9 protein-coding genes are annotated in these 12,675 nt (G+C 71.0%); 2 read left to right on the plus strand and 7 right to left on the minus strand.

Going from position 1 to position 12,675, the window contains the following annotated elements; all coding sequences use genetic code 11:
* Nucleotides 1–107: 107 nt before the first annotated feature.
* The gene (locus AB0C38_RS26725; RefSeq protein WP_360678126.1) at nt 108–1,031 is read right to left on the minus strand and encodes a 2-dehydropantoate 2-reductase; all 924 of its coding nucleotides are present in this window, start codon (nt 1,029–1,031) and stop codon (nt 108–110) included.
* A 92-nt stretch (nt 1,032–1,123) separates the two neighbouring features.
* On the opposite strand from AB0C38_RS26725, the gene AB0C38_RS26730 reads away from it, so the two are divergent.
* Entirely contained in the window at nt 1,124–2,068 is a 945-nt protein-coding gene (locus AB0C38_RS26730; RefSeq protein WP_360678128.1) for a hypothetical protein, read from the plus strand.
* 662 nt (nt 2,069–2,730) lie between these two features.
* On the opposite strand, the gene AB0C38_RS26735 is transcribed toward AB0C38_RS26730, so the two are convergent.
* The 6 genes from AB0C38_RS26735 to AB0C38_RS26760 all read right to left on the minus strand — a co-directional run bounded on the left by AB0C38_RS26735 (nt 2,731) and on the right by AB0C38_RS26760 (nt 9,264).
* Nucleotides 2,731–3,960: a DUF222 domain-containing protein gene (locus tag AB0C38_RS26735; RefSeq protein WP_360678130.1), complete on the minus strand. Its 1,230-nt coding sequence runs from the start codon at nt 3,958–3,960 to the stop codon at nt 2,731–2,733.
* Nucleotides 3,961–4,129: 169 nt separating this feature from the next.
* A complete protein-coding gene (locus AB0C38_RS26740) occupies nt 4,130–4,816 on the minus strand; it encodes a flavin reductase family protein (RefSeq protein ID WP_360678132.1) in 687 nt (228 codons plus the stop codon).
* Nucleotides 4,817–4,912: 96 nt separating this feature from the next.
* Entirely contained in the window at nt 4,913–5,716 is an 804-nt protein-coding gene (locus AB0C38_RS26745) for a xanthine dehydrogenase family protein subunit M (protein ID WP_360678134.1), read from the minus strand.
* Nucleotides 5,713–6,183, minus strand: coding sequence for a (2Fe-2S)-binding protein (locus tag AB0C38_RS26750; protein WP_360678136.1), 471 nt, complete (start codon nt 6,181–6,183; stop codon nt 5,713–5,715). The genes AB0C38_RS26745 and AB0C38_RS26750 overlap by 4 nt, the downstream gene beginning before the upstream one ends.
* Nucleotides 6,180–8,444 carry a xanthine dehydrogenase family protein molybdopterin-binding subunit gene (locus tag AB0C38_RS26755; RefSeq protein ID WP_360678138.1) on the minus strand — a complete coding sequence of 755 codons (2,265 nt, stop codon included), beginning with the start codon at nt 8,442–8,444 and terminating at the stop codon, nt 6,180–6,182. Before AB0C38_RS26755 ends, AB0C38_RS26750 begins: the two co-directional genes overlap by 4 nt.
* Nucleotides 8,445–8,499: 55 nt before the next feature.
* Nucleotides 8,500–9,264 (minus strand): sulfite exporter TauE/SafE family protein, encoded by a 765-nt coding sequence (locus AB0C38_RS26760; protein WP_360678140.1) that lies wholly within the window; start codon nt 9,262–9,264, stop codon nt 8,500–8,502.
* A gap of 335 nt (nt 9,265–9,599) precedes the next feature.
* Here AB0C38_RS26760 and AB0C38_RS26765 point away from each other — a divergent pair, with 335 nt between their 5' ends.
* Nucleotides 9,600–12,653: a discoidin domain-containing protein gene (locus tag AB0C38_RS26765; RefSeq protein ID WP_360678142.1), complete on the plus strand. Its 3,054-nt coding sequence runs from the start codon at nt 9,600–9,602 to the stop codon at nt 12,651–12,653.
* Nucleotides 12,654–12,675 lie beyond the last annotated feature (22 nt).

Here is a 12,675-nt window from a genome sequence, read left to right on the forward strand (position 1 = left end):
TGCCGAAGATTAGCAGTGCCCGCGGACCCCGCGTCGGCGCCGCCACGCGGGTGCCCGAAAGACCACGATCACTGGACTGCGCGGGCAAAGGACGGTCGGTGACCGGATCACCCGATGCGGTGCTGGTGAACGCGCAGCTGCAGGGTGACGAGATCGAGCAGCGGCACGGCAACGCCCAGCTCACGGGCACGCGCGGTGAGATCGCCGAAGATCTGGTCCCCCTCGACCGGGTGACCACCGAGCAGGTCGCGGTACAGCGAAGAACCACCCATCCCGGGATCCGTGACGGTCCTGCGCGTCGCCTCGAGGTCCGCCGCGGGCAGCGGGTACCCGGCGGCCTCGGCGACGGCCGCCGCCTCGGTCACGACGGCTTCGGCGAACTCCGTGCCACCGGGCACCGCGACGACCTCGCCGATGGTGGCGCGCATCAGGCTGTTCACGGCGCCGATCGCCGCGATGAACACCCACTTCGACCACATCGACTCGGTGATCCGCTCGTCCAGGGTCGCGGTGAACCCGGCGTTTCCGAGGGCTTCGCCGACATCGTGGAGCTTTTCGGGCGCGGGTTCCGTGCGGGCGCCGTAGGCCAGGCTCTGCAGCGGGCCGAGCCGCCGGACGGCACCGTCGTCGTCGATCGTGGTCTGCACCTTGGCGACCCCGCCGAGCACCGCGTCCTTGCCGAACCGCGCGTCGAGGGCGTCGATGTGCGCGAGGCCGTTGAGGAACGGGAGGATCAGGGTGCCGGGGCCGACCGCAGGGGCGAAATCGTCGATGGCCGAGGTCAGGCCGGCCGCCTTGACGGCGACGAGGACGAGGTCGTAGGTCCGGTCGAGGGTCCCGGTTTCGACGAGCGGCGGTTCGAGGACGGTGTCCTCGCCGAGGCCGGTGATCCGCAGGCCGCGATCCCGCAGCAGCTTCGCCCGGCCGGGCCGGACGAGGAACGTGACATCGCGGCCCGCCTGCAGCAGGCGTCCGCCGAAGTACCCGCCGGTCGCGCCGGCTCCCACCACCAAAATCTTCAAGTCGCTCACGACGTGACGCTACGCCTCCGGACCACAGCAACTCCACAGCAAGACACAGCGAAACGACAGGTCGTTCCGGGAACGCCGGGCGTTGACCAGGCATGGGAAGACGGATCCGCTGGACGTGGGCGGCCGCGGGGCTGGCGGCGGCCGCCCTGACGGCCGGGATGGTGGTCGCGGTCGACGGGCACCGGGTGACGACGGTCGCGGTGACGTCGGCCCCACCGGCCGCCGCTGATTCCCCCGACTCCTCTGACTCCCCTGACGACACGGCGGTGAGCCCGGTGGCCTCCACGACCGAGGTCCCGTACCCCGACCTGTCCTCGGTGGCGCGCGAGGTGAGCGACGCGGTGACGGCGGCATCGCGCGGCACGAGTGTCGGATTCGTCCTGTACGACCGCGAGTCGGGCAAGCAGCTGGCCTCGCTCGACGCGGACCGCCCGTACTACACGGCGTCGGTGGTCAAGCTCCTGATCGCGATCGACGAGGTCCGTTCGAACGGCGGCTGGGCCCTGCCGGACGCCGACGCGGTCGAGGACCTGACGGACATGCTGGAGGGCAGCAACGACGCGATCGCCTCGGCGTTGTGGGAGCAAAATGGCGGCAACGAGATAGTGACCCGCACGGCGGCCCTGATCGGCCTGACCCACACGACCCCGCCGACGGACCCGACCCAGTGGGGAATGGCGAAGACGAGCGCGAGCGACGTGGTGGCGACGTACGAGTACCTGACGAACGTGATCCCGGACGAGGTGGCCGAGCCATTGCTGTCGGCATTGGCCAACGCCCGCAACCCGGCAGACGACGGCTGGGACCAGTACTTCGGCATCCCGGACGGCTTGCCGGGGCGCCCGTGGCAGATCAAGCAGGGGTGGATGATCTTGCGCAACGCTTTGGTGTTGAACACGACCGGCGTGGTGGGTGGGCGATATGTGGTGGTGCTGATGACGCAGCAGCCGCTGGTGAGTTCAGCGAAGGGAAGGGCGGCGGTGACGGCGGGGATTGCGACGCTGGCACCACTGCTGACCCAGCTCGACGCGACGTGAGTTTGGGTGGGTTACCGGCGGCTTCGGTCGAGGCCACGGCCGACGGGACCGCCGGCGGTATGGCCAGGGCGGCTGACGGGAGCCGGACGGCCAGGACCTGCAGGCTGTTGCCCGGAGGCGGATGAGAGTGCGGCAGGGGAACCATCGCCGGCGAGTTCGAGCCCAGACACGGCAGCACAGCGACGACAGACGGCGAGGAAGACGGCTGGACGCTGCGAGCGGCTGGCGAGAGCATCGCCGACAGCCTCGGACGCGAGCACGGGCGCTTCAGATGGGCGGCCCAGCGGGCTCGCGGCGCTCGAGACTCGCGGACGGTACAGCACTCGAGAGGCGCGGCCGGCTCTCGGCGCCCGAGCCTTACGGGCGGTCCAGCGCCCGTAAGGCGCGGCTGGCTTACGACGCCCGAGACATGCGGGCGGCCCAGCACTCGAGAGACCCGGAGCCCACCGCGCCCGAGATATCGGCCTGGCGTGCTTGGGATGCGGGCGCCTCTGGTTGTGCGGGCTCGCTGCGCTCCGAATGCGGTGGGCTTGTGCGGCTTCGAGGTCGATGGCGCTTGAAATGCGGCGGCGCATGCGGTGTCCGAGGTGGGTAACCGCCGGACCCGCGAAACCCGGGCGTGGGTGTAGGCCCGTAGCCAGTGGCTGCGGGCCTTCCCATGCTCAGGCTGCGAAGGGCAACGGTTGGTGGAGGTTGTTGCGCCTGGGTTTTCGGCGCCTGTCCAGGAACACCGGCGGTAAGAACTCCGGTAGACCGTCGGCGGCGATCCGGACCTGCCAACCCGAACGATGCAACAGCCGATGGTGATGAGCGCACATCAGCACCAGCTTACCCAGCTCGGTCGGGCCGCCATCAGCCCAGTGGCGGATGTGGTGACCCTGACAATGGCGCGGTGGGCGGTGGCAGCCGGGGAAGGCACAACCGCGGTCGCGTAGGTAGAGGGCGCGGCGGATTCCGGGGGTGACCAACCGGCTTTGGCGGCCGAGGTCCAGGGGTTCGCTCTTCTCACCCAACACGGCGGGGATGAGTTTGCAGTCGCAGGCGTGGATCCGCGCTTCGGCCGCGGAGATGGTGCCGGTGTCGCCGAGGATGGCCCGGCCGATGCCGGACTTCAGGTCCTCCAACGAGACCGCGATCATCACGTGGGCTCGTTCGCCGGCTTGCATCGGCAGGTCTGGGGTATTGAGCGCGAGGTCGATCGCGTCGGAGAACGCGTCGCCGTAGCGTTCCTGCGGGGAACGCAAGTCCGGGCCCTCGTCGGTGGTGCGGCGCTGGGCCAGGGTGTCGAGCAGGGCACTGGCGCGCATGCCGGTCTCGTCGTCGAAACGGCCGTTCAGCTCCCAGACCCCGGTTCTTTTGCGGCGCAACGACAGCTCGCGGCTGGGGGTGGCCGGTTCGGTCGTGTCAGGTTCGGCGCCGTCGGGGTCGAGGTGGGCCACGATCCGGGCACCCAACGCTGCGACCTGTTTGTGGCCGGCGTCTTCGGCGAAGGTCAGCAAATCGCGTTCGACGTCATTGCGATGTTCGGGCGGGACTTGGGTGAGAGCGCCAACGATGTTGTCGATCATCGGATTGCTCAACCGGCCATCGGAAGCGGCGGTGCCGGTGGCGGGTGCCACTGCGGGGATGGGAGTGCCGTCGAGGTTGCGGCCGGCCGTAAGGGCTCGGGCTCGTTTGACCACAGTCTCGGCGGCGGACTTGGGAACATCGGCAAGATGCTCGAAAAGCCGCACTACAGAACGGTATCCGAAGAGTTCCATGACACCGCGAGACTCGATTTCCACCAGCAGCGAACCGATCTCAGCCTCGGCAGACCGCACAACAGCGAGCAGCGCGGAGACACGATCGGCCAAGGCCACCGCGTCCGCTCTCCACACCGCTTCGCTGTCCACACACCAAGATTACCGCCAGTCGAACGCACGGTCATCACACGACAGGGTGATCCACTATAAGTTCGGCAGGGACACCGTAGCGTGGGGAATCGGCGCTCCCGCACCGAGCGGGAAGCAACAACAAGAAGCGCCGATTTCCCACGCCCCGGCGAAGCCGTATCTCTAAAACTCAAGAAACAGCCCGCGCCCGATCAATATCCGGCCCCCGATACAACCGCTCCGGAATCTGAGCCAAAGTAGAAGGATGAACCTGCGACCCCAACCCGTAAAGCTTCTGAAAACTCATGATCAAAGGCCGCCAGGCATCAGGATCGATGTGGTCCGGACTCCCGGGCACCCGGATGTCCTCGTGCACGAACACCCGCTGAACCCGCACCTCGATGGCCACAATCCCGCCACGCTGCAGCGGATCCTCATCGGCAATCGGATGCACAGCCTCGACGACGGCCTCCATCGCAACGGGACACTCGGCAACCCGAGGCGGAGACACAGTCTCGGAAGGAACCGGAGTCAACCCAGCCCGCGAGAACTTCTCGGCCACATGGAAATACCCACGCTGGGCCTTCCCCGGAGGAACGGGATCCGAACCCGTGGTCAACGCCAACCGGTCGACGGCCGCAGCAAGGGCGTCGGACGGCAGGTTCAACACGCACTCACGCGTGCGCAGGAGGTTCTGGGTGGTCTTGGAGCGGGCGCCGAGCCCGAGCATCGCTCGCCAGCCGAGCCAGAAGGCCGAGGACATCGGGGCCAGGTTGTCCGAACCGTCCTCGTTCGAGCTGGAGATCAGGACGACCGGGGTACCGAAATACAAGATGCCGGGCTCGATGGCCGTGTGCGCAAGGGTTTCCGTCTTCACACCCTCGATCCTGCCGCCACCGCAGGAAGAAGACTCGCGGGAATCGGCCGTCGCGATCACCGGCGCCGCGAGAGACGCCGGTGATCGCGAACACCGTCAGTGGGTCAGGGCCCGGCGGGTCAGCACTCGCGCCAGGTGGCGGCGGTACTCGGCCGTCGCGTGGGCCTCGTCCGGCGGCGTGGTGCCCTCGGCCGCCAGTGCCGCCGCGTCGGCGACAGACGCCCCCGAAGCCAGGGCCGACTCCGTGGCCGTGGCCCGCAGGGGGACTCCGCCCATGTTCACCAGCCCGACGCGGCCGCCGACGACGGCCACCCCCACCATCGACCAGTCGATCGCGCGGCGGGTGAACTTCTGGAAGCCCCACTCCTGCCCGGTCTGCGCCGGCAGGCGGATCTCCGTCAGCAGCTCGTCCGGCTCCAGCGGCGTCGTGAACGGGCCGAGGAAGAACTCCGACGCGGGAATCCGCCGCTCCCCCGCCGGGCCGCGCGCGACCAGCACCGCGTCCGAAGCCAGCACCGCCGCGGGCAGGTCCGCCGCGGAGTCCGCGTGCACCAGCGACCCGCCGATCGTGCCGCGGTGGCGGACCTGGCGGTCGCCGACCTCACCGGACACGTGGGCCAGCAGCGGCGCGTGCTCCAGCAGCACCGGGTCGCGCGTGAGGTCGCTGTACCGGGACAACGCGCCGATCACGACCTCGTCGCCGTCGAGCCGGACGTAGCGGAGCTCGTCGACCGGCCCGATGTCGATCAGGTACTCCGGCGCGGCCAGCCGCAGCTTCATCAGCGGCAGCAGGGAATGCCCGCCGGCTAGGACCTTCGCCTCGTCGCCCAAGGACGCCAGCCGGGCCACTGCCTCGTCCACTGTGGACACGCGCTCGTAGCGGAACTCGGCGGGGATCACCGGTCCACCTCCTGTCCGGACGCGTCGATCACGGCGCTCACGATGTTGTGGTACCCCGTGCAGCGGCAGAGGTTGCCCTCGAGCCCGGCCCGCACCTCGTCGCGGGACGGCTTCGGGTTGTCGGCCAGCAGCGACACCGACGCCATGATCATCCCCGGTGTGCAGAACCCGCACTGCAGCCCGTGCTGCTCCCGGAAGGCACGCTGCACCGGATGCAACGAGCCGTCCGATTCGGACAGACCTTCGACGGTCGTGACGGCGTGGCCGTCGGCCTGCGCGGCCAGCACCGTGCAGGACTTGACCGCCTCGCCGTCGAGCAGCACCGTGCAGGCGCCGCAGGACGTCGTGTCGCAGCCGATGTTCGTGCCGGTGAGCCCGGCGTCGTCGCGCAGGAAGTACACCAGCAGCGTCCGGTCCGGCACCTCCTCGGCCACCGGCCGCCCGTTGACCTCGATCGAAACCTTCACCGCTGGTTCTCCTTGCTAGCTGCTTCGAGAGCGGCCCAGACCCGGATCGGGGTCGTGGGCATGTCCAGGTGCTTGACGCCGCGTTCGGCCAGCGCGTCCACCACGGCGTTGTGCACCGCGGGCGTCGAACCGATCGTCGCCGCCTCACCGATCCCCTTGACGCCCAGCAGGTTCCGGTCGGTCGGGGTGGCCATGTCGACGAGCTCGAAGTCCGGGAGCTCGACGGCGGTGATGAACGAGTAGTCCGCCAGCGTCGCGGTGGTCGGGTTGCCGTCTTCGTCGTAGGTGACGACCTCCATGAGCGCCTGCGCGGCGCCCTGCCCGAGCCCGCCGTGACGCTGCCCGCGGAAGGTCAGCGGGTTGACGATCGGGCCGGCGTCGTCGACCGCGACGATCCGGCGCAGCTCGACCTTGCCGGTCTCGGTGTCGACCTCGACGACGGCGAGGTGCGCGCCGAACGGGAACGTCGGCTTGCCGCCGCCGAACCAGACGTCGGCGGTGAGCTTGCCGTCGGACGCCCGCTCGGCGACCTGCGCCCAGCTGAGCACGGTGCTCGACGGCGCGCCGCGGACCTGCCAGACGCCGCGCTCGGCGTCCAGCTCGAGGTCGTCCGGCGCGGCTTCGAGCAGCTCGGCGGCCAGTTCGCGGGCCTGCGCGATCACCTCGTCGGCGGCCTGCCGGATCGCCGAGCCACCCAGCTGCAGCGACCGGGAGCCGAACGTGCCGATGGCCTTGGGCACCTCGTCGGTGTCGCCGTGGCGGACGGTGATCTTCTCCATCGGCACGCCGAGCTGGTCGGACAGGAGCATCGCCAGCGACGTCCCGAGGCCCTGCCCGTGCGGAGAGCTGCCCGTCCAGGCGACGACCGAGCCGTCCGGGTGGAGGTCGACGCGGCCGCTCTCGCCGCCGGAGTCGCCGCCGGTGATCTCGACGTACGCCGCGATCCCGAGGCCGAGCTCGATCGGGTCGCCGGCCTCCCGGCGCCGCTTCTGTTCGGCGCGCAGTTCGGCGTAGCCGGCGGCTTCGAGGGCCTTGTCCAGGGCCGCCGCGTACTCGCCCGTGTCGTAGGACGCGCCCGTCGGCGTCTGGTACGGGAACTCCTCGGGCCGGATGAAGTTGACCCGGCGGACCTCGGCCGGGTCCAGGCCGAGCTCGCCGGCGAAGCGGTCCATCGCCCGCTCGAGCGCGGCCGTCGCCTCGGGGCGGCCCGCGCCGCGGTAGGCCGCGATCGGCGTCGTGTTCGTGACGACGGCGCGGCTGCGCGTCTCCACCTTCGGGAACCGGTAGACGCCGACGGCCATCAGCTCGGTCAGCGTCGGCAGGAACAGCGTCCGCGGGTACGCGCCGGCGTCCTGGATGACGTCGAGGCGGTACGCGAGGACGGTGCCGTCGCGCTTGCCGCCGACGGTCACGGTGTTCTGCTGCGCGCGGCCGTGCGTCATCGAGGTGAGGTTCTCGCTGCGCGACTCGATCCAGCGCACCGCCCGGCCGATCTCCTTGGCGGCCCAGCCGAGGACGGTCGCCTCCGGGTCCGCGCCGATCTTCGCGCCGAACCCGCCGCCGACGTCCGGCGCGATGACGCGCACCTTCTCTTCGCCCACGCCGAGGCTCATGGCCAGCTGCATACGGGCGATCTGGGCGTTCTGCGTGGAAAGCCAGAACGTCAGCCTGCCGTCCTCGCCCCAGACGCACGACCCGCCGCGGACCTCGAGCGGCGCGGGCGCGACGCGCTGGTTGACGATGGTCGTCGAGACGACCACGTCGCAGTCCGCGAAGATCTCGTCGTCGAACTCCTTCGTCCCGTTGACCTGCATGACGTTGCCGCCGGTCTCGGGGTACAGCAGCGTCTCGTCCGCCAGTGCCGCGTCGATGCTCGCGACGGCATCGAGGGGGTCGTAGTCGATGTCGACCAGCTCAGCCGCGTCGGCCAGCTGGTAGCGCTCTTCGGTGAGGACGAGCGCGACAGGCTCGCCGACGTAGCGCACCACGCCGTCGGCCAGCCACGGTTCCTTCACCGGCCCCGCGTCGTGCGGGGCGAGGCCGAGGTCGGCGGCGGTGAACACGCCGAGCACCCCCGGCGCCGCCTTCGCCTCGCTGACATCGATGCTTTCGATCCGCGCGTGCGCGACGGGACTGCGCACGAACACCGCATGCGCGGCGCCGGAAAGCGCTTCCTCCCGCAGATCGTCCACGTAGGTGCCGCCCGCGGTGATCAGGTTCTGATCCTCCTGGCGGACCACCCTGGTCCCGACAATGCTCATCTGGTCTCCTGCTCGCCGATACCCCGCCGATCATGCCCTGTCCGGCGGCCCGGCGTCACGCGGCGAAGGCCTGCCAGCCGAGGACGACGGCGAGTCCCAGGCCCGCGACGCCGATCCCGATGCGCAGCGGCGTCGCCGGCAGGTGGCGCACGACGGTCGAGCCGAGCCACGCACCGCCGAGCGAGCCGAGGCAGACGGCGAGGGCGGCCGGCCAGTCGACCTTGCCGGTGACGGCGAAGATGATCGCGGCGAGGAGGTTCGCCGAGCCGGTGACCAGGTTCTTCGCGGCGTTCATCCGGGCGAGCGACTGGCTCCACACCGAGACGAGCAGGGCGAGCATGAGCACGCCGGCCGCGGCGCCGAAGTAGCCGCCGTAGATGCCGATGAAGAAGGCGGCGACGCCGGTGGCGGGGCTCAGGCCGTGGTGCGCGGCGCCTTCGGCCAGCCGGCGCAGGCGCGGGCCCACCATGAGGACGACCGAAGCGCCGCCGATCAGCCACGGCACGATCGCGGTGAAGGCGCCGGACGGGGTCAGGAGCAGGACGAGCCCGCCGCACGCCCCGCCGACGGTGGTGATGACGCAGAGCGGAACGATGTTCCGCCGCTGGCCGGCGAGCTCGGGCCGCGCACCGGCGGCGCCCCCGGCGGTGGTGCCGAGCATCGCGACGGTGTTGGTGATGTTGGCGATGACGGGCGGCAGCCCGGCGGCGAGGAGGGCGGGGTAGGAGACGAGCGAGGCGAGCCCGGCGATGGCCCCGGTCAGGCCGGCACCGACGCCGGCCAGGACTAGGAGGAGGAAGGTGCCGGGGTCCGTGATCACGTTGTCATCTCAACACGGCGGGGGTGGCTGGCCGCGGTGAGATTGCTCCCAGTGGCACGGGTGCGGGGTGTTCTGGGACCGGGCCGCGGATCCCCGCCAGGTGGAGCCGCAACGCAGTGAATTGACTCATTCCTTGCGTCTGATGCCAGGAATGAGTCAATCACTGCGCCCACACCGGGCGGGCGAGCGCGAGCAAGTCCCGCGGTATAGGTCGTTATACGAATTACCCCGGCCTTGTCCGAAACCGGACGGGATCCGGCGCCGGGCTTGCCCCGCCCCCGCGGGCCGTCACAGAATCCGCGCTGACAAGGTTGTCATCGAGCGGAGAACCGACCATGGGTGAGTTGAACCGGCGGAAGGCCCTCCTGGGCGCGGGTGGCGTCGCGGCTCTCTTGGCCTCGGGACTGCTGCCGGGCGTGGCAGCGGCGGGGACCGAGGGCACGGCGAGCGGCCGGGCACCCGGTGGCCCGCCCGACCCCGTCGCCGCGACCTACCTGCGGGTTCTGCTGCGCCACACCCGGTGGGCCGAGCAGCAGTTCGACCCCGTCGCCGGGATCTACCCCGCGAAAGACTTCACCTTCGCCGTCGTCCTCGGCAACGCGCTTCTCCTCACCCGCGACGGCTACGACGAGGCCACCGCCGGCGTCGACCAGCAGACCCTCAAGGCCCACACCCTCGCCACCATCAAGCACTTCGCCGCGTCGAACCTGCTCACCGGGGGCACCGAATGGGGCCGGAAGCTGTTCTTCGACACCACCTTCCAGTCGTACTTCGTGCTCGCCGCCCGTCTCCTGTGGACAGACCTCGACGACGCCACGAAGACCAACGTCGAGCGCATCACCACCGAACAGGCCGCCTACACCACCGCCCTCGGCGACCGGGACGACCCGACCTCCGGTGGCTGGACCCCGAACGGGCGGAAAGGCGGCTACGTCGGGGACACCAAGCTCGAGGAGATGGGCGTCTACGCCCAGTCGCTCGCCCCCGCGCTCGCGTGGGCGCCCGCCGATGCCAGGGCCAAGGACTGGCGCGAGGCCTTCGGGACCTGGAGCCGCAACGAAGGTGGGCTGCCGGCCGCCGACCTCGTCAACCCGCGGCTCGTCGACGGTGTCCCGATCACCGCCAACACCGCCACCAACCTCTACGACACCTTCCTCGTCGAGAACCACGGCTCCTTCGGCCCGCACTACCAGGAAGAACTCTGGCGCACCTCCGGCCGCAACGCGATGCACTTCCTCGCGGCCGGCACCCCGCTGCCCGAAGTGCTCACCGCCCAGCCGAACGGCGAGCTCCTCTGGCGCACCATGCTGCTGATGACCAGCGACGCCGGCGAGCCGCTGATGCCGATGGTCGCCGACCGCGAACACCTCTACGGCCGCGACGTCATCCCGCTCGCCTTCCGCGCCCAAGTGCTCGGCGACCGCCACGCCGCCCGCGCCGAAGCGGACCTCGCCGCGCGTCTCGAGCCCTACCAGGCCTACGCGCCCGCCGACCGGATCACGAAGTTCTCCGGCGAGCCGAAGTACGAGCCGGAAGCCCGCGCCGAACTCGCCATCAGTTACCTGCTCCACGAGTGGCGCGCCCGGCACGGCGGCCCGGTGACCCCCGCAAACAAAACCGAGTTCGACGCCCACGCCGCCGGGGTCGCCGACTTCGGCGCCGCGCCCGGGCTCCTGGCCCACCGCTCCCCCGCCGCCTGGGCCGCGACGGTGACCAAGCCCGGTTTCGTCAAGTTCGCCTGGCAGCCGCACCACGACGACTGGCTGTTCGTGCTCGGCGGCGCGAACCCGATGCTGCTCCCGGCCACGAACATCACCGTCAAGGAGCGCCACGCCACCACCTACGCGAAGGTCCGCGACGGCTTCGACGGCACCGTCGGCCTCCTGCGCTTCGACGCCGGGTACGCCGCACTCGCCACCCTCCCGACCGGTGCCGCGGTCTACGCCAGCACCGGCATCGCCGAGGGTGAAGGCGTCCTGAACGTCTTCAACCTCGCCATGCCGGGCATGCCCGGCCTGGACGGCGACCGCACCTACACCGCGGCCGAGGGCAAGGTGACCGTCAAGGCCCAGGCCGCGCCCACCGGCGCCCGGACCGACGACCTCACGTTCGCCCCGGTCACCGCCCGGCACGTCCGGATGCTCGGGGTCCTTCCGGACCCGACGTACGGCTATTCGCTCTGGGCGTTCGAAGTCCGCGACGGCGACGGCCCCGACCTCGCGCGGGCCGGAACCGCGTCAGCGTCTTCGGCAAGCTCGGGCAAGGAGGCGAAGTACGCCACCGACGGCGACCCGGCCACGCGCTGGGCGGTGTCCACATCGGACCGGCCGCGCACGGACAGCTGGCTCGCGGTCGACCTCGGCGCGCCCGCGACGTTCGATCGCGTGAAGCTGAGCTGGGAAGCGGCCGCCGGGCGCAAGTACCGCGTCGAGACGTCGCCGGACGGCGTGACCTGGACGCCCGTGGCGACCTACCCGATACCCGCCTTGCGCAGCACCGGCGGCTGGCTGGACGTCGACGGCCGGGCCGGGGTCCTCGTCGAGAGCCCGAACCCGCTCACGGTCACCGGCGACCGCGTCACGCTTTCCGACGGTCCCGCCGCACCCCTGCTCGCCGAGCTGTACCCGGCTCCCCGGAAGCCGGCACGCGCCCGCGTCACCACCGGCGCCCCCGCGGTCCGGGCGACCGTCGCCGACGGCTTCCTCGTGCTGCTCAACCTTTCCGGCACCGCGGCGAACGGCACGGCCACCGTCTCGCAGGACGGCGGCGCGTACCGGCTGTACCGCGGCGGGCAGACCGTCACCAGGACCGGCACCGAAGTCACCTACGCGCTGGCCCCGGCCGAAGGCCGCATCGAACCCCCGCGGTTCACCGTGCGGGGACCGGCCGGACTGAAGGCCGTCGTGCGCGACGCGAGCCGGGTCGACCTCACGATGGCGTCCGGGTTCCTCCCGGTCGTCGTCACGGTGACGCCGGACGGCGGCCGGCCGCGGCCGGTGGTGCTGCCGCCGCGCCGGACCGTGCCGGTCGTGTTCGGCGACGTCCGCCCGTACCCGCTGGCCGACGTCGCGCTCGGGCGGGCCACCTTCCCCGCGGCACCCCTGCCGCCCGGGATGTCGAGCCCGGCGGCGGCCGTCGACGACGACCCGGCGACGGCGTGGCGACCCGGCCCGGACGGCCGGATGGTCGTCGATCTCGGGGCGGTGACGGCGGTTTCCGCGGTCGAACTGGCCTGGACACCCGGCCGCCGGCCCGCGGCGAGCGTCGAAACCAGCATCGACGGCGTCACGTACCGGACGGCCGGCACCGGGCCGGCCCGGTACGTGGCGGTCCGGACGGGCTGGCGGTCCGGCGACGCGAGCCTTTCCCGGATGTCTGTCCGGACTTGATCGATCTCGCACCCCTCACGGC

The sequence above is a fragment of the Amycolatopsis sp. NPDC048633 genome, from assembly GCF_040650695.1.
Taxonomy (GTDB): domain Bacteria; phylum Actinomycetota; class Actinomycetes; order Mycobacteriales; family Pseudonocardiaceae; genus Amycolatopsis.